This window comes from Pseudomonas brassicacearum (assembly GCF_009601685.2).
Lineage (GTDB): Bacteria > Pseudomonadota > Gammaproteobacteria > Pseudomonadales > Pseudomonadaceae > Aquipseudomonas > Aquipseudomonas kilonensis_B.
This window is the reverse complement of record NZ_CP045701.2, coordinates 2,330,830-2,348,851: the sequence shown is the minus strand read 5'-3', so window position 1 is coordinate 2,348,851 and position 18,022 is coordinate 2,330,830. Positions and strand designations below refer to the sequence as shown.

The following is an 18,022-nucleotide window of genomic DNA, read 5'->3' as shown; positions in this document are numbered from 1 at the left end:
CCCCTGCTGTAGGAGCTGCCGAGCGAAGCGAGGCTGCGATCTTTGCTCTGACACTTGGGTCTCAAGCGAAAGATCAAAAGATCAAAAGATCGCAGCCTTCGGCAGTTCCTACAGGGCGGGTGACGTTTTGCCAAGTCCCCTCGCCACAATCAGTAGTAGGCGTTTTCTTTCTGCGTGTGGTCGGTCACGTCGCGTACGCCCTTGAGCTCCGGAATGCGCTCGAGCAAGGTGCGCTCGATGCCTTCCTTCAAGGTCACGTCAGCCTGGCCGCAGCCCTGGCAGCCGCCGCCGAACTGGAGCACGGCGATGCCGTCTTCCACCACGTCGATCAGCGAAACCTGGCCGCCGTGGCTGGCCAGCCCCGGGTTGATTTCGGTTTGCAGGTAGTAATTGATGCGCTCGTTGACCGGGCTGTCGGCATTGACCATCGGCACCTTGGCGTTGGGCGCCTTGATGGTCAATTGGCCGCCCATGCGGTCAGTGGCGTAGTCGACCACCGCATCGTCCAGGAAGGCTTCGCTGAACGAGTCGATGTACGCGGTGAAGCTCTTGAGCCCCAGCGCGGTGTCTTCGGATTTTTCTTCCCCCGGCTTGCAGTAGGCAATGCACGTCTCAGCGTACTGGGTGCCGGGCTGGGTGATGAAGATGCGGATCCCGATACCCGGCGTGTTCTGCTTGGACAGCAGGTCGGCCAGGTAATCGTGGGCGGCATCGGTAATGGTAATGGCGGTCATGGAAACTCCTCGCAGGCTTGCCGGCAGTTTACGCCAATCATCGCGCCGGACAAAGTCCTAGTATTTTTGTCGGGAAAGCGCCCGGCGGCACGGAGTTTGCCACCGGGGCTGTCGATCAGAGGTTCTGGTAGCGATTCATGTCCAGCACACCGCTTTCCACAGGCTCAGTCTCCTGGATGTACTGGCTCAGGTCATGGAAGTAGTACCAGAACTGCGGGTGACTGCGACGAATGCCCCAGCGCTCGACAATCCGCTCGAACGCCGGTGCATCCTGGGCGCCTTGCATGGCCTCGACGAACGCCGGCACTTGCCCGGCCGGAATGTTGAACATGAAGTTCGGATAGCTGCTGAGCACACCCGGGTAGACCGTCAGTGTGTCCAGCCCCGGCTGGTAGCGCGCTTCTTCGCCCAGCAGGAACGCCACGTTACTGTGGGCTCGGTTGCGCAGCAGGCTGTAGACCTCCCGATGACCGCTGGCGGTTTCGATGCGCAACAGGGTCGCTTCCGGCAGTTGGTCAATCACCTTGAGCCCCGCCGCCGGGCGTGACACCAGGCGACTGAGGGCCTGTTCGGCGTTTTGCAGCGCCGGATCGATGTTCGGGCGCGAGCAGTAGGCACCGTCGCAGCGATTGATGGGGTCGGGGAACGCATTGAGCTCGCCATAACGGGCCAGCAACTGCATGGTGAAATCGCCCTTGGGGTCGCGCTCGTCAAGCTTGAGGGCGGTGGGCTTGTCATCGTCGATGGCTTCGTAATCGAGCCACATCTTGAATTTGCCGCCGGCCTGGTACCAGTCGTCAAGGTAGCCTTCCCGGGAGTCGGCCGGCATCAGGCGCAGGAAGTTCTGCTCCGCACCGTTGCGGATCAGGTCGAAATACAGCCGGGTCTGGGCCTGGTGGGACACGTTGCCGAATACATCGAAGTTTACCGCCAGTTGGTAATAAGTGCGTTCCAGCAACGGGAAGTCGAATAGCCACATCGTCTGCGGCACTTCGCCGATCAGGCCCTTGTTGACCGAGGCACTGTCGAAATGCCGGAAAATGCTCAGCAATGCATTGTCATTTCCGGCCCACAGCGTCGACCAGCTCGGCGCCGGCACATCGGCATAGGCGTCGCGGCGCAAGGCCTCATACTCGTTGCGCTTGTCCCGGTAATCGAGCCACAGGCTGACGACGCTGCCCACATCGTCGTTCTGGCCCGGCATCGCCAGCAGCGGCGTGGCCTGGCCGCGGTAGTTCGGGTCAGTGATGTACAAGTCATGTTCGGGGGCCTGGAACAATGCCCAGAAATTATCGCGGATCACGTCCGTGGCGATCTGGCCCCGGCACACCGGCCCGCGAATGAACGTGCGCACGAAATATTCGGCGTTATCGAGCATGAACTGATAGCGAGCCTGGGCCGGGATCGCTTCGAAGGTGGAAAATGGGTTGGCCCGGCGCTCCGGACCGTAGCCCGGCAACGCCGAAACCTGCCATTTGCCGCTGTAGAACAGGCTCCTGATGCGCGCCATCTTCGCCGCGCTCAAGCCGTAGGTGATGTGGGTCTTGTGCACGATCACCCCTTGCACCGGCCAGAGCCGGTAATAGATGCGGGTGCCGGGGTCATCGTTCGGACGGCGGGTATTGATCAGGTCGATCGGCTGGCCGGTAGGCGTGCGCGAACGGACCCACTGAAAAAAATGCCCCGGCTCGCCGTCCTTGAAATAGAGGTGCGCCAGGAACCAATGCTCGAACAACCAGCGGCCCACCAGGCTTTCCCGGGCGCCAGGGGCATTGAGCAGGTTTTCCCATTGCACCACCTGCAAGGCTTCGGCGGCGCTCGGGGCCAGGGCCTGCTGATCGATGGGGGCGCCTGCGGCCAGCCAGCGTTGCAGGGTCTGGTATTGCTGGTCGGTCAGCCCGGTAACGGCCAGGGGCATGCCTTCCTTGGGATGGACACCTGCGTACTCGTTGAACTGATCCGGCATCGCGCAGCTGTTTTCACGATTGAGGCCCAGCACGATCTCTTCCGGCAACTTGGCGTTGGGCTGCAGCGGCGTGCGGTGACCCAACTCGAGCATGCGCGCCATCAGGGCAGCCTGGCTGCCTTGGGCGTCAAGCACCGAATAGAAGCCCTTGCGCTGCCAGGCGCGCTGGCCGGAGGCGTCATAGAACAAGCGGGTCGGATCGGCCGCCTGGCGTCGCTCGCCGTCGTACACCGACAACTTGCTCGCTCCCCGTGCCGCGCCTTCGCCGCTGCCCAGGTTCAACTGGCAGGCGGAGTCGTAGCAGGCATGACAGGCCACGCATTTTTCCGTGAAGATCGGCTGGATATCGCGAGTGTAGGAGATCGCGGGAGCGGGACTCCCGGCGGCTGCGGTGAAACACAACAGCAGCAACAGACTGCCGAATAAGACGCGGTACGGCATGTCTCGGTCCCTAAGAGATAATCCGCCGATTCTACCGGGCCAGCATCGCCTTGCAAACATGAGCGATATTCATGCAAAAGCCCATCATGATCAAATCCTGTACAGGTTTGCTATCATCCCGGCCTTCGTAATGGTCTTTTTTCCAGGTAGTCCTATGTCCGATCGCAGCGCTCGCCTTTATCTTCTCCAGCAAGCCCTCAAGGAACGCATACTGATCCTCGACGGCGGCATGGGCACGATGATCCAGAGCTACAAGCTGGAAGAACAGGACTACCGTGGCAAGCGCTTCGCCGACTGGCCGAGCGACGTCAAGGGCAACAACGACTTGCTGGTGCTCAGCCGCCCCGACGTGATCGGTGCCATTGAAAAAGCCTACCTGGATGCCGGCGCCGACATCCTGGAGACCAACACCTTCAACGCCACCCAGGTGTCCCAGGCCGACTACGGCATGCAAGGCCTGGCCTACGAGCTGAACCTGGAAGGCGCGCGCCTGGCCCGCAAGGTGGCCGACGCCAAGACCCTGGAAACCCCGGACAAGCCGCGCTTCGTCGCCGGTGTGCTCGGCCCGACCAGCCGCACCTGCTCGCTGTCACCGGATGTGAACAACCCCGGCTACCGCAACGTGACCTTCGACGAACTGGTGGAGAACTACACCGAGGCCACCAAGGGCCTGATCGAAGGCGGCGCCGACCTGATCCTGATCGAAACCATTTTCGACACACTGAACGCCAAGGCGGCGATCTTTGCCGTGCAAGGCGTCTACGAAGAACTGGGCGTCGAACTGCCAATCATGATCTCCGGCACCATCACCGACGCCTCCGGCCGCACCCTCTCGGGCCAGACCACCGAAGCCTTCTGGAACTCCGTGGCCCACGCCAAGCCGATCTCCGTGGGCTTGAACTGCGCCCTGGGCGCCAGCGAATTGCGCCCATACCTGGAGGAGCTGTCGAACAAGGCCAGCACCCACGTCTCGGCTCACCCCAACGCCGGCTTGCCCAACGAATTCGGTGAGTACGACGAACTGCCAGCCGAAACGGCCAAGGTCATCGAAGAGTTCGCCCAGAGCGGCTTCCTGAACATTGTCGGCGGCTGCTGCGGCACCACCCCGGCGCACATCGAAGCCATCGCCAAGGCCGTGGCCGGCTATGCGCCGCGGCAGATTCCAGAGATCCCACGGGCCTGCCGCCTGTCGGGCCTGGAACCGTTCACCATCGATCGCAGCTCCTTGTTCGTCAACGTCGGCGAGCGGACCAACATCACCGGCTCCGCCAAGTTCGCCCGGCTGATCCGCGAGGACAACTACACCGAAGCCCTGGAAGTGGCCCTGCAGCAGGTCGAGGCCGGCGCCCAGGTGATCGACATCAACATGGACGAGGGCATGCTCGATTCGAAGAAGGCCATGGTGACCTTCCTCAATCTGATTGCCGGCGAACCGGACATCTCCCGCGTGCCGATCATGATCGACTCCTCCAAGTGGGAAGTGATCGAAGCCGGCCTCAAGTGCATCCAGGGCAAGGGCATCGTCAACTCCATCAGCATGAAGGAAGGCGTCGAGCAGTTCATCCATCACGCCAAGCTGTGCAAGCGCTACGGCGCCGCCGTGGTGGTGATGGCCTTCGACGAAGCCGGCCAGGCCGACACCGAGGCGCGCAAGAAGGAAATCTGCAAGCGCTCCTACGACATCCTGGTCAATGAAGTCGGCTTCCCGCCGGAAGACATCATCTTCGACCCGAACATCTTCGCCGTCGCCACCGGTATCGAAGAGCACAACAACTATGCCGTGGACTTCATCCACGCCTGTGCCTACATCCGTGACGAACTGCCCTACGCGCTGACCTCGGGCGGGGTGTCCAACGTGTCCTTCTCGTTCCGCGGCAACAACCCGGTGCGCGAGGCGATCCACTCGGTGTTCCTGCTCTATGCGATCCGCGCGGGCCTGACCATGGGCATCGTCAACGCCGGCCAACTGGAGATCTACGACCAGATCCCGGTGGAACTGCGCGACGCGGTGGAAGACGTGATCCTCAACCGCACCCCCGAAGGCACCGACGCCCTGCTCGCCATCGCCGACAAGTACAAGGGCGACGGCAGCGTCAAGGAAGCGGAAACCGAGGAATGGCGCGGCTGGGAAGTGAACAAGCGCCTGGAACATGCGCTGGTCAAGGGCATCACCACGCACATTGTGGAAGACACTGAAGAATCGCGACAGTCGTTCGCCCGGCCGATCGAGGTCATCGAAGGCCCGCTGATGGCCGGCATGAACATCGTCGGCGACCTGTTTGGCGCCGGCAAGATGTTCCTGCCCCAGGTGGTCAAGTCCGCCCGCGTGATGAAGCAGGCCGTGGCCCACCTGATCCCGTTCATCGAGGCGGAAAAAGGCGACAAGCCGGAGGCCAAGGGCAAGATCCTGATGGCCACGGTCAAGGGCGACGTGCATGACATCGGCAAGAACATCGTCGGTGTGGTGCTCGGTTGCAACGGCTATGACATCGTCGACCTGGGCGTGATGGTGCCGGCGGAGAAGATCCTGCAGGTGGCCAAGGAGCAGAAGTGCGACATCATCGGCCTGTCCGGTCTGATCACCCCGTCCCTGGATGAGATGGTGCATGTGGCGCGGGAGATGCAGCGCCAGGACTTCCACCTGCCGCTGATGATTGGGGGTGCCACCACCTCCAAGGCCCACACGGCAGTGAAGATCGAACCCAAGTACAGCAACGACGCGGTGATCTACGTCACCGACGCCTCCCGCGCCGTGGGCGTGGCGACCCAGTTGCTGTCCAAGGAGCTCAAGCCGGCTTTCGTCGAGAAAACCCGCCTGGACTACATCGACGTACGCGAGCGTACTTCCAACCGCAGCGCCCGCACCGAACGCCTGAGCTACCCCGCCGCCGTGGCCAAGAAGCCACAGTTCGACTGGAGCAGCTACCAGCCGGTCAAGCCGACCTTCACGGGCGCCAAAGTGCTGGACAACATCGATCTGAACGTCCTGGCCGAATACATCGACTGGACACCGTTCTTCATTTCCTGGGACCTGGCCGGCAAATACCCGCGCATCCTCACCGACGAAGTGGTCGGCGAAGCGGCCACTGCGCTGTACGCCGATGCCCGGGCGATGCTGCGCAAGCTGATCGACGAGAAACTCATCAGCGCCCGCGCCGTGTTCGGCTTCTGGCCGGCCAACCAGGTGCATGACGATGACCTGGAAGTCTACGGCGACGATGGCAAGCCACTGGCGCGCCTGCATCACCTGCGCCAGCAGATCATCAAGACCGATGGTAAGCCGAACTTCTCCCTGGCCGACTTCGTCGCGCCCAAAGACAGCGGCGTGACCGACTATGTCGGCGGTTTCATTACCACCGCCGGCATCGGCGCCGAAGAAGTCGCCAAGGCCTACCAAGAGGCTGGCGACGACTACAACTCGATCATGGTCAAGGCCCTGGCCGACCGCTTGGCCGAAGCCTGTGCCGAGTGGCTGCACCAGCAGGTGCGCAAGGAATATTGGGGCTACGCCAAGGACGAAAGCCTGGACAACGACGCCCTGATCAAGGAGCAATACACGGGCATCCGCCCTGCCCCCGGCTATCCGGCCTGCCCGGACCACACCGAGAAAGCCACCCTGTTCCGCCTGCTCGATCCCGAGGCCAGAGAACTGAAGGCCGGGCGCAGCGGTGTGTTCCTCACCGAACACTACGCCATGTTCCCGGCAGCGGCGGTCAGCGGCTGGTATTTCGCCCATCCCCAGGCGCAATACTTCGCCGTAGGCAAGATCGACAAGGACCAGGTCCAGAGCTACACCGCTCGCAAGGGCCAGGACTTGAGCGTGACGGAGCGCTGGCTGTCGCCAAACCTGGGTTACGACAACTAAGTTCGCAGCAATTGACTATGCTCTCCACATACGACCTTGTGTATGGAGAGCATCATGGATGAACCCAACGAAAATAAGGCGCCCACCCTCTGGCAAATGCTGCACAGCGTGGGAGCGGCGGCGTTTGGCGTGCAAAGCGGAAAAAACCGCGCCCGTGACTTCACCCATGGCAAGCCGAGCCACTTCATCATCCTCGGCATCCTGTTTACGGTGATTTTCGGGTTGGCGTTGTATGGGATCGTCAATCTGGTGTTGTACTTTGCGGGCGTATAGAACGGATCTGCAAAATATGGCCCCAGGTCCTTGCGAACCGAAACAGTCATATTGCCCGTCTCGCCAGCCTCGATCCGAGCTGCTCTAGCGCCGCCCCAGTGCATCGAGCGAAAAGACATAGCGCTCGCCATCCGGGTGGGACACCAGGCTGAAGCGCTTGAAGTCCAGGCGATAGTCCTTGGCGGGATTCATGTTCAACCACGCGCGGGCGCGGGCCGGATCGAGCGACTGCATCAGGTCGACCTGCTGGTTGTAGCCGCCATGACGCGCGAGGTCGACGCCCCGGGCGTGATCATGCAGCAGCACCATGGCCCACCCTCCCAAGCTGAAGTGCCCGGTGAACAGCACGCTCAAGCGCCCGTCGATACGGGCCTGCAGCGCCGGCCTGGAGCTGTTCATGGCGCTGAACAACACATCCTTGCCCGGCTGGCGACCCGCCTGCTCGAACGCCTGCATGGCGCCCAGGGCCATTTCATCGTTGGCCGACCAGACCAGCGCGGTCTGCGGATAGCGCTTGACCAACTGGCTCGCCTGCTCATAAGCCCTTTCGCGACTCCACTCGCCATAGACCAACTGGCGCAGATGCACTTGCGGGTGCTCGGCCAACGCCCGGAGCAGGCCTTTCTCACGCAGTTGCGCCGAAGGGGTGAGTTTCTTCCCGGAAAAGGCCAGCAGATCGAGCGTCTGCCCAGGCGCCAGCGGTCCGTATTGGCGCAACAGTTCCTTGAGCATCAGGTAACCGCTGCGCTCATCATCGGGTATCAGGCTGCCGAGCAATTCGGGAGGTGGAGTACCGTCCTGTGTCAGCAGGCGAGTCTGATCGCCGGTCAATGTGTTGTTCACCAGGAACAGCTTGACCCCACTGCCCTGCGCCAACTGCAGGATCCGCGGGGCGACATACTGCTCGTTGACCAACACCAGATAGTCCGGACGGTCTTTGGCCATGATGGCCTCGCGCGCCTGGCGAATCATCAGTTGGGGATCGCGCTCGGCATACTCCACGCGCAGCCGCAAACCCAGTCCGCTTGCCGCCGCTTGCATGAACTCGGTATAGGTGACCCAGAAGATCTCGGTGGAGTACCCCGGGTTCAGGAACACCACGCTAGGCGCAGCCGAACTGGCAGCCAGAGCATCGGACGAAGATGAAACCACATGGGCGGCCTGGGCTTGCACCCAGAATAACAGGCATAAAAGCCCCAGTAGCCTGCAGATAAACTTCGACATCCCGCCCCGCCCCAAATAATACGCCACCCAGTATAACGACCCGGGTGGCGAACGGGCACATCGGCACGAGACCTTCATGTAGCCTGCAACGGCTCGAACTTATTGATGGCTGACCCAGAACACTGCGGTGCCCACCACCAGGATGATCAGGAACAAAATGGCCCAGGCATCAACAGAACTGTCGCTTTTCCTTGCTTTGGTCGGATTGCTCATTGCATCGCCTCTTGTCGGTTTTTTAGGTGATTGCATAGGGACTCGACCACAGTTAAGACGATGATTGCCCGCACGACAAATGTGGGTTAGCCAATAATCAATCTCATTAGTCGATTTGGTTCTTTACATATACTCAAACATCACTTTTGCGCATAACTCAAAACAGGTATCTTGCACCGGCTCCTCTAGGAGCGCGCGGCCGTGCGCGCAGAATTGCCGAGGCAGAACCCGATTCCAGCGAGCCAACATGCAGCTGTTTCTGATCGGCCCAAGCCTGAGACCGAGACTTATATGTACGTATACGACGAGTACGATCAGCGGATCATCGAGGACCGCGTCAAGCAGTTCCGTGATCAGACCCGACGCTATCTGGCAGGCGAGCTGAGCGAAGAAGAATTCCGCCCTCTGCGCTTGCAGAATGGCCTGTATATCCAGCGCTTCGCCCCGATGCTGCGCGTGGCTGTGCCTTATGGCCAACTGACCTCGCGCCAGGTGCGCAAGCTGGCGCAAATTGCCCGCGACTACGACAAGGGCTACGCCCACATCAGTACCCGGCAGAACGTCCAGTACAACTGGCCGGCCCTGGAAGATGTACCCCAGATCCTGGCCGAGCTGGCCACCGTACAGATGCACGCGATCCAGACCAGCGGCAACTGCCTGCGCAACGTCACCACCGACCAGTTCGCCGGTGTCGCGGCCGACGAGTTGATCGACCCGCGCCCGTGGTGCGAGATTGTCCGCCAGTGGACGACCTTTCACCCGGAATTCGCCTACCTGCCGCGCAAATTCAAGATCGCCATCAACGGCTCGACCTCGGACCGAGCGGCCATCGAAGTCCACGATATCGGCCTGGAGACGGTCTACAACGCGGCCGGCGAGCTGGGCTTCCGTGTGCTGGTGGGCGGTGGCCTGGGACGTACGCCGGTGGTCGGCGCGTTCATCAACGAGTTCCTGCCATGGCAGGACCTGCTGAGCTATCTCGACGCAATCTTGCGGGTGTACAACCGCTATGGCCGTCGCGACAACAAATACAAGGCGCGGATCAAGATCCTGGTCAAGGCCCTGACGCCTGAAGTGTTCGCCGAGAAGGTCGAAGCCGAGATGGCTCACCTGCGTGGCGGCCAGACCACCCTGACCGAAGCCGAAGTGCATCGCGTCGCCAAGCACTTCGTCGACCCGGCTTATAAGGCCCTGGACAACCAGGACGCCGAACTGGCCGCCCTCGACAGAGAACACCCAGGCTTCGCCCGCTGGCGCACCCGCAATACCCTGGCCCACAAGAAGCCGGGTTATGTCGCGGTGACCCTGTCCTTGAAGCCGACCGGCGTCGCGCCAGGCGACATCACCGACAAGCAACTGGACGCCGTGGCCGACCTGGCCGAGCGCTACAGCTTCGGCCAGCTGCGTACCTCCCACGAGCAGAACATCATCCTGGCAGACGTTGAACAGAGCCAGTTGTTCACCCTGTGGGGCGAGCTGCGCGAGCAAGGTTTCGCCACTCCGAACATCGGCCTGCTGACCGACATGATCTGCTGCCCAGGCGGCGATTTCTGCTCGCTGGCCAACGCCAAGTCGATCCCTATCGCCGAATCGATCCAGCGTCGTTTCGACGACCTGGACTACCTGTTCGACATCGGCGAGCTGGACCTGAACATTTCCGGCTGCATGAACGCCTGTGGTCACCACCACGTCGGCCACATCGGCATCCTGGGCGTGGACAAGAAAGGCGAAGAGTTCTATCAGGTCTCCCTGGGCGGCAGCGGTAGCCGCGACGCCAGCCTGGGCAAGATCCTCGGCCCGTCGTTTGCCCAGGACGACATGCCTGACGTGATCGAGAAGCTGATCGACGTGTACATCGAACAACGTACCGAAGACGAGCGCTTCATCGACACTTACCAACGTATTGGCATCGACCTCTTCAAGGAACGCGTCTATGCAGCGAATCATTAAGAACAACGAGGTCATCGACGAAACCTGGCACCTGCTGCCCAAGGACGCGACCCTCGATGGCATCTCCAACTGTGACGACCTGATCGTGCCCCTGGCCCTGTGGCGCGATCATGCCCACGCCCTCAAGGCTCGCGACGGCGGCCTGGGCGTATGGCTGGACGCCGACGAGGAAGCCGAGGAAATCGGCGAGGACGCCAACCAGTTGCAGGTCATCGCCTTGAACTTCCCGGCCTTCACCGACGGGCGCAGCTACTCCAACGCCCGCCTGCTGCGTGACCGTTATGGTTTCAAGGGTGAACTGCGGGCGATTGGCGACGTACTGCGCGACCAGTTGTTCTACATGCGCCGCTGCGGCTTCGACGCCTTTGCCTTGCGTGCCGACAAAGACCCCTACGAAGCCCTCGAAAGCCTCAAGGACTTCTCGGTGACCTACCAGGCTGCCACTGACGAGCCGCTGCCGCTGTTCCGTCGTCGCTGAAACCGCCCCATGAAAAAGCCCTGAGCCGGGTGTACCGGTTCAGGGCTTTTTTGTGGCTGAGTGATCGATGCCCAGTCCACCTCGGAACCACTGTGGGAGCGGGCTTGCTCGCGAAGGCCGTGTGTCTGAACAGAGGATGCTGGATGTGCCGCCGCTATCGCGAGCAGGCTCGCTCTCACAGGGTTTAGTGGTGAATACCCATCCCCGAATTACCAGAACCGCTGCAGGGTCAGCCGACTCCACCAATTGAGCAGCACGCGATCCACCGAACCGCTGGCCGCCATGCCGATACGTTCCTGCAGGCTTTTACGTTCGGCGTAGTGCAGGTGGTACAACTCGGCACCCTTGGCCCGTTCGGCCAGGTACTCATCGCTGGTTTTCAACTCGTCCACCAAGCCCTTGCCCTGCGCCGCGACACCCAACCAGACTTCACCGGTTGCCACTTCATCAATGGCCAGTTGCGGGCGGTAGTTGGACACGAAGTTCTTGAACAGCTCATGGGTGATGTCCAGGTCTTCCTGGAATTTCTCCCGGCCCTTCTCGGTATTTTCACCGAACACCGTCAACGTGCGTTTGTATTCGCCGGCCGTCAGCACTTCGAAATCGATGTCGTGCTTCTTCAGCAGCCGGTTGACGTTGGGCAACTGCGCGACGACGCCGATGGAACCCAGGATCGCGAAGGGAGCGCTGATGATCTTCTCACCGATGCACGCCATCATGTAGCCGCCGCTGGCCGCGACCTTGTCGATGCAGACCGTCAACGGCACGCCGGCCTGACGGATCCGCGCCAACTGCGACGAAGCCAGGCCGTAGCTGTGGACCATGCCGCCGCCACTTTCCAGGCGCAGCACCACTTCATCCTTCGGCGTCGCCAGGGTCAGCAGCGCAGTGATTTCATGACGCAGGCTCTCGGTGGCCGAGGCCTTGATGTCGCCGTCGAAATCCAGCACGAACACCCGGGGCTTGGCCGCCGGCTTGTCCTTGTTTTTCTTTCCGGCCTTTTCAGCCTTGCCCTCGGCCTTGCGCAGGGCCTTGAGCTGATCCTTGTCCAGCAGCGTCTGTTCCAGGCGCTCACGCAGCCCTTTGTAGAAATCGTTGAGTTTGCTCACCTGCAACTGGCCGGTCGACTTGCGTCGCCCCTTGCTGCGCAGCGCCGCAAAACTGGCCAGCACCACCAGGATGGCGATCACCAACGTCACGGTCTTGGCCAGGAAACCGGCGTACTCGATGAAAAACTCCACAGCAACTCCTTAAATGCAATGCGCCACTGAACGCAGGCGCGTAACGGCCCCAGCATACCCATGCGCCTGCGTCGCGACCAGCCATGAAACCGCTGGTTACCTAAACGCGAGCGAGACAGGGCAAGGCTGCAACGGGCATTTCAAACAAGCGTATGTTTTTTCATTGACAGCTCACCGCCATCCCCATAACCTCGCCAAACCTTCAACGTACCGGGATGACGCGGACGTGGGCAGTATCTATCTGATTCGACATGGCCAGGCCTCCTTTGGTGCGGACGACTACGATGTCCTTTCGCCCAATGGCGTGCGCCAGGCGCAAGTGCTCGGCGGCCACCTGGCGCAGCTCGGTGTCGTATTCGATCGCTGCCTCTCGGGTGACCTGCGTCGCCAACAGGATACCGCCATCGGCGCGCTGGGCCAGATGTCCGCCGCCGGGTTACCGGTTCCCGGGCTGGAAATCGACGCCGCGTTCAACGAGTTCGATGCCGACGCGGTCATTCGCGCCCTGCTGCCGGACATGCTCCCCCAGGAACCCGAGGCGCTGCATATCCTGCGCAACGCTGCGCAGAACCGCGCCGAATTCCAGCGCATCTTCGCACTGATCATCGAGCGCTGGCTCAGCGGTCGATATGACCCGCCGGGCCTGGAAAGCTGGCAGGGTTTCGTCGAACGGGTCCAGGCGGGCCTGCAGCGCATCCTGGAGCAAGCCGACAACACCCATAAGATCGCCGTGTTCACCTCCGGCGGCACCATCACCGCCCTGCTTCACCTGATCACCCAGATACCGGCCCCACAGGCCTTCGAACTGAACTGGCAAATCGTCAACACCTCGCTCAACCACCTGAAATTCAGGGGCCGCGAGGTGGCCCTGGCTTCCTTCAACAGCCATGCCCACCTGCAACTGCTGAAGGCCCCGGACCTCATCACCTTTCGCTGAGTCCGGATTACTGTAGACCCTTGCTGTACCACCCAAATAAGGATCGAAACCATGACCTCCGTAGCCGACGTCGTACAAGCCATGAAAGCCAAGTTCAACCCAGCCGCCGCTGCCGGCCTGGACCTGGTATTCGGTTTCCGCATCGACGATACCAAGAACTTCTCGCTGATCGTCAAGGACAGCACCTGCGAACTGCAGGAAGGTGAAAACCCGGACGCCCAGGTGACCCTGGTGATGGACGGCGAAACCCTGCAAGGCATCGTCGACGGCAGCACCGACGGCATGCAGGCGTTCATGGGCGGCAAGCTGCGCGCCGAAGGCGACATGATGCTGGCCATGAAACTGTCCGAGCTGTTCCCAGCCTGAGATTGAGTTCGCCTTCTTCGCGAACCTTTTGATTGCAAACGAATCCCGCCCCCGTGGCGGGATTCGTGTTTTTACCCCACCTGATTCTGCGTTGCACTCACAACCTTGACCCCTGTCAGTTCCCGCTCATCCTCCAACCGCTAACGTAGCGCTTCCATCAAGCCAGGGACGGCTCATCGGGAGCCGGCGCCTGCTCATCTCACGGAAGAGACTCATGCCCACACTGAAAATCATTTTGCTGTCGAGCGCCTTCAACGGCCTGACCCAACGCGTCTGGCTGGACCTGCGCGAGGCCGGCTATCGCCCCAGCGTCGTGCTGTTCACCGATCCGGACTCGGTCTGCCGGCAAATCGAAGAAAGCGGCGCCCACCTAGTGATCTGTCCGTTTCTCAAGGACCGCGTTCCCGAGCAGTTATGGCGCAACCCGCGGCGCCCGGTGGTGATCATTCATCCCGCAATTGTTGGCGACCGCGGCGCCAGCGCCCTGGACTGGGCGATCACTCGGCAGCCCGAGCGCTGGGGGGTCACGGCGTTGCAGGCGGTAGAGGAGATGGACGCCGGCCCAGTCTGGGCCACTTGCGAATTCGACCTGCCCCAAGGCCTGCGCAAATCCGAGCTGTATAACGGCCCGGTCAGCGATGCGGCCATTCGTTGCATCCGCGAGGTCGTGGAAAAATACCTCGACGGTTTCATCCCGGTGCCACTGGACTATGGCCGTCATGACGTGGTCGGACGCCTGCAACCGAACATGACCCAGGCCCATCGCACCTTCAGCTGGCACGACAGCACCGGCTTCATCAAACGCTGCATCGATGCCGCCGACGGTCAACCCGGAGTGCTGGCAAGCCTGGCCGGCGAGCAGTTTTACCTGTACGACGCCCATCCGGACGTTCGTCACGGCCTGCCCGGCGAACTGCTGGCGGTGCGTGACGATGCGGTGCTGGTGGCGACAGGGGATGCAAGCCTGTGGATCGGCGCCCTGCGCCGCAAGCCGCAGCCCGGCGAACAGACCTTCAAGCGTCCGGCGCGCCATGTACTGTCGAACCGCCTCGAAGGCGTCCCGGTGCTCGACGGTTCCCTGGCCCGCCAGCCGTTCAGCGATGAGCCTTACCAGCCCATTCGCTACCGCGAGTGCGGCCATGTGGGGGAGTTGACGTTCGAGTTCTATAACGGGGCGATGAGCACTGAGCAATGCCAACGCCTGGTGGCGGCATTGCGCTGGGCCAAGTCCCGGGACACCCAGGTGCTGTTGATCCGCGGCGGGCGCGGCAGTTTTTCCAACGGCGTGCACCTGAATGTTATCCAGGCCGCCACCGAACCCGGGCTGGAGGCCTGGGCCAACATACAGGCCATCGATGACGTTTGCCTTGAGTTGTTCAACGCACGGCAACTGGTGGTCAGCGGCCTGACGGGTAACGCCGGGGCCGGCGGTGTGATGTTGGCCCTGGCAGCCGATATCGTCCTGGCGCGCCGTGACATCGTGCTCAACCCGCACTACGCGACCATGGGCCTGTACGGTTCTGAATACTGGACCTACAGCCTGCCCCGCGCGGTTGGCCCGGACATGGCCTGGAAACTCACCCAGGACTGCCTGCCGATCAGCGCCCTCCAGGCGTTGCGCTATGGCATGGTCCAGGAGATCGGACCGCGCTGCCCCGACGAGTTCGGCCTGTGGCTGCTGCAACGGGCCAACGGTGCGCTGCTCGATCCGACCTATGAAAGCATCCGGGCTCGCAAGGCCGAACGGAGCCTGTCAGCGATTCAGGCGTGCCGCGATGGTGAGCTCGCACAGATGCGACATGACATGGTGGACAATCGCCATGGCTTCGCCGACAAGTGCCGTGGTTTCGTCTTCAAGCACAAGGCCTGCCGCACGCCAGAACGCCTGGTCGCCCCTTGGGCGCGAACAGCACAGGCCCAAGCCGTCCAATAATGCGCGGTATCGGGGAGGCGCGGCAGCTCTTACAATGCCCGCTTCCCCCGCATCGGCCTGAACATGGACATCGACCTCGCCCGCACCTTCCTGGAAATCGTCCGCCACGGCAGCCTCGCTGCGGCCGCCGAAAAGCTGCACGTGACCCAGACGGCGATCACCGCCCGGGTCCAGAAGCTCGAAAGCCAGCTCGGCTGCGCGCTGTTCGTACGCAACCGTGCCGGCGCGCGCTTGACCAGCGACGGCGAGGCGTTCGTGGTCTACGCCAACCAGCTCGTGCAGACCTGGGAAGCGGCCCGCCGGGACCTGCCACTGCCCGAGGGCTATCGCAACGTCTTGCACCTGGGGGGCGAGGTCAGCCTGTGCAATCCCTTGATGCTCGCCTGGGCCGGCGAGCTGCGCCAGAAAATTCCCGGTCATGCCCTGCGCATGGACATCCGCGACGGCGAGAAACTGCTGCAACAGCTGGAGCTGGGTCTGCTGGACGCGGCGGTGGTGTATCAACCCGAATACTGGCCGCGCCTGCAGGTAGAACAACTGCTGGAAGAAAAACTCATCCTGGTACGCCTGGCCACTCGTCCCGAGCCCTACGCGTACATCGACTGGAGTGCTGATTTCCGTCGCCAACACGACACCGCGCTACCGGACAAGGCCAAGGCCGCCGTGGCCTTCAACCTCGGCCCGCTGGCCCTGCAGTACATCCTGGAAAATGGCGGCAGCGGCTACTTCCGCACCCGGGTCGTGCAGAGCTACCTGGACAGCGGCATCCTGGAACGGGTGCCCAAGGCACCGGAGTTCAACTACCCCACCTATCTGGTCTACTCCCGCGATCGGGATTCAGCGGCGTTGCAGCAAGCGTTCGAGGTATTGCGAGAAATCGTCAAGACCGGCAGCGACTGGTCGCAGCGCTGGGACCCACTGACCTGACAATCGGTGAGGCAAGACTTGCCTGGAATGAGGACCTGTCGTGGCGAGGGAGCTTGCTCCCGCTAGGTTGTGGTAGGAGCTGCCGAAGGCTGCGATCTTTTGATCTTTCGCTTGAGGTTCAAGTGTTCGGGCAAAGATCGCAGCCTCGTTGCACTCGACAGCTCCTACGGCCCAGCGGGAGCAAGCTCCCTCGCCACAAAAGCCCTTCGCACTACCGCTGCATCTGATCCACGATCTCGTCCTTGACCAGCAATCGCTTCTTCTTGAGCGTCTCCAAAGCATCGTCGGACAGCGCGCCGGTGGACGGTTTTTCGGCTTCGACCACCTCGGCATCAAGTTGGGAGTATTTTTGAAGTAACGAGTCGAGCCTTGGATTCTCGCTGCGTTTTTGCTGGATGTGGTCTTTTGTGCATTTGAGATCCTGGCACAAATCGTGGGACACCGGCATGGAACACCTCCTTCGATGGGTCGGTGGCAGACGCCCTTGCGGCGCCCGTCGATTATCAGGATGGCCTCCTCGACAGGGTTCTGTCGACCGCCAATCCGACCAGCGGAGACCGTTCGTCGTACCGGATCGATTGGCGATCAAACCTTTGCCGGTGCGTCGCCCTCCATTGAACAGAGGCGACAAGAATCGCTCGTTCAACCTGTGTGGAGACTTACCTATGGACAGATCTACCCTGCGTCAACTCGGCCTGGCAGTTGCCTTGAGTAGCAGCATGGGCATGGCATGGGCCGCGACTTCCAACGACTTTGTCGACAACGCGGCGGCCGGTGGCATTGCAGAAATCGAGACCAGCAAACTGGCCTTGGAAAAAAGCCAATCGGCGGACATCAAGGAATTCGCCAACAAGATGATCGCCGACCACACCAAGGCCAACGAAGAGCTGAAAGCCCTGGCGCAAAAACATGACATCGAAGTACCCGACGACACCACGCTGGTGAAGCAGGCCAAGGAGAAAATTCTCGACATGCGCGACGAATCCTTCGATGCAGCCTACGCCGACAACCAGGTCAAGGCCCACGAAGAAACCATCGCCCTGTTCAAGAAAGAAGCCGAGACCGTCACCGACGACAAGAAGGCTGGCAATACCGAACTCAAGGCGTTCGCCCAGAAGATGCTGCCAGACCTGCAACAGCACCTGGAAGCCGCCAAGAAACTTCAGGCTGCGCATCCAAGCAAGTAGCGAAATATAAAAAGCCCCGTTCTAAAAAGAAAACGGGGCTTTTTATAGGCTAGCCACCATCGGTGTCGATATCAGCGTCAGTATCCTCGCCAGATTTCGGCCGATCCGGATCAGGCTTGAACCCGGGGCTGAAGGTGTTGTCATTGTCCCGATGACGATTCTTCTGATCGACCTCCGTGGCGGCGCTCTGAGCCTGGTCCGTCCCGGCAGGGCGGACTGGCTGGGTGTTTGCTGGATCGTCGTTCATAGGCACCTCGTTCATGGCAGGGCCGGATGGATGACCGGTC

At 61.6% G+C, this 18,022-nt stretch carries 15 protein-coding genes; 9 read left to right on the top strand and 6 right to left on the bottom strand.

What is annotated here, in order from left to right:
- Positions 1–149: 149 nt before the first annotated feature.
- Complete coding sequence (gene nfuA / locus GFU70_RS10305; RefSeq protein WP_039589296.1) at positions 150–734, bottom strand: Fe-S biogenesis protein NfuA; 585 nt, start codon at positions 732–734, stop codon at positions 150–152.
- A 115-nt stretch (positions 735–849) separates the two neighbouring features.
- A complete protein-coding gene (locus GFU70_RS10300; protein WP_058543988.1) occupies positions 850–3,141 on the bottom strand; it encodes a fatty acid cis/trans isomerase in 2,292 nt (763 codons plus the stop codon).
- Positions 3,142–3,295: 154 nt separating this feature from the next.
- Here GFU70_RS10300 and metH point away from each other — a divergent pair, with 154 nt between their 5' ends.
- Positions 3,296–7,006: a methionine synthase gene (metH, locus tag GFU70_RS10295; protein ID WP_153387973.1), complete on the top strand. Its 3,711-nt coding sequence runs from the start codon at positions 3,296–3,298 to the stop codon at positions 7,004–7,006.
- Positions 7,007–7,060: 54 nt separating this feature from the next.
- Positions 7,061–7,279: a DUF2970 domain-containing protein gene (locus GFU70_RS10290; RefSeq protein WP_058543990.1), complete on the top strand. Its 219-nt coding sequence runs from the start codon at positions 7,061–7,063 to the stop codon at positions 7,277–7,279.
- A gap of 84 nt (positions 7,280–7,363) precedes the next feature.
- On the opposite strand, the gene GFU70_RS10285 is transcribed toward GFU70_RS10290, so the two are convergent.
- Entirely contained in the window at positions 7,364–8,503 is a 1,140-nt protein-coding gene (locus GFU70_RS10285) for an ABC transporter substrate-binding protein (protein ID WP_116642752.1), read from the bottom strand.
- Positions 8,504–9,007: 504 nt separating this feature from the next.
- Here GFU70_RS10285 and GFU70_RS10280 point away from each other — a divergent pair.
- Positions 9,008–10,666 carry a nitrite/sulfite reductase gene (locus GFU70_RS10280; protein WP_153387972.1) on the top strand — a complete coding sequence of 553 codons (1,659 nt, stop codon included), beginning with the start codon at positions 9,008–9,010 and terminating at the stop codon, positions 10,664–10,666.
- On the top strand, positions 10,650–11,144 hold the full coding sequence (locus GFU70_RS10275; protein WP_058543993.1) for a DUF934 domain-containing protein: 495 nt from the start codon (positions 10,650–10,652) through the stop codon (positions 11,142–11,144). The genes GFU70_RS10280 and GFU70_RS10275 overlap by 17 nt, the downstream gene beginning before the upstream one ends.
- A 209-nt stretch (positions 11,145–11,353) precedes the next feature.
- On the opposite strand, the gene sohB is transcribed toward GFU70_RS10275, so the two are convergent.
- Positions 11,354–12,385 carry a protease SohB gene (gene sohB, locus GFU70_RS10270; RefSeq protein ID WP_153387971.1) on the bottom strand — a complete coding sequence of 344 codons (1,032 nt, stop codon included), beginning with the start codon at positions 12,383–12,385 and terminating at the stop codon, positions 11,354–11,356.
- A gap of 226 nt (positions 12,386–12,611) precedes the next feature.
- On the opposite strand from sohB, the gene GFU70_RS10265 reads away from it, so the two are divergent.
- The 4 genes from GFU70_RS10265 to GFU70_RS10250 all read left to right on the top strand — a co-directional run bounded on the left by GFU70_RS10265 (position 12,612) and on the right by GFU70_RS10250 (position 16,548).
- Positions 12,612–13,322, top strand: coding sequence for a histidine phosphatase family protein (locus tag GFU70_RS10265; RefSeq protein ID WP_116642753.1), 711 nt, complete (start codon positions 12,612–12,614; stop codon positions 13,320–13,322).
- Positions 13,323–13,373: 51 nt separating this feature from the next.
- Entirely contained in the window at positions 13,374–13,688 is a 315-nt protein-coding gene (locus tag GFU70_RS10260) for an SCP2 sterol-binding domain-containing protein (protein ID WP_153387970.1), read from the top strand.
- A gap of 214 nt (positions 13,689–13,902) precedes the next feature.
- Complete coding sequence (locus GFU70_RS10255; protein WP_153387969.1) at positions 13,903–15,621, top strand: hydrogenase maturation protein; 1,719 nt, start codon at positions 13,903–13,905, stop codon at positions 15,619–15,621.
- A 63-nt stretch (positions 15,622–15,684) separates the two neighbouring features.
- Positions 15,685–16,548 (top strand): LysR family transcriptional regulator, encoded by an 864-nt coding sequence (locus GFU70_RS10250; protein WP_153387968.1) that lies wholly within the window; start codon positions 15,685–15,687, stop codon positions 16,546–16,548.
- Between the two features lie 211 nt (positions 16,549–16,759).
- Here GFU70_RS10250 and GFU70_RS10245 read toward each other — a convergent pair whose 3' ends face one another.
- The gene (locus GFU70_RS10245) at positions 16,760–16,996 is read right to left on the bottom strand and encodes a YdcH family protein (protein ID WP_153387967.1); all 237 of its coding nucleotides are present in this window, start codon (positions 16,994–16,996) and stop codon (positions 16,760–16,762) included.
- Between the two features lie 217 nt (positions 16,997–17,213).
- On the opposite strand from GFU70_RS10245, the gene GFU70_RS10240 reads away from it, so the two are divergent.
- Positions 17,214–17,735, top strand: a complete 522-nt coding sequence (locus GFU70_RS10240; protein ID WP_153387966.1) for a DUF4142 domain-containing protein — start codon at positions 17,214–17,216, stop codon at positions 17,733–17,735.
- A 49-nt stretch (positions 17,736–17,784) separates the two neighbouring features.
- On the opposite strand, the gene GFU70_RS10235 is transcribed toward GFU70_RS10240, so the two are convergent.
- Entirely contained in the window at positions 17,785–17,997 is a 213-nt protein-coding gene (locus GFU70_RS10235) for a hypothetical protein (protein WP_413037915.1), read from the bottom strand.
- Between the last annotated feature and the right edge of the window lie 25 nt (positions 17,998–18,022).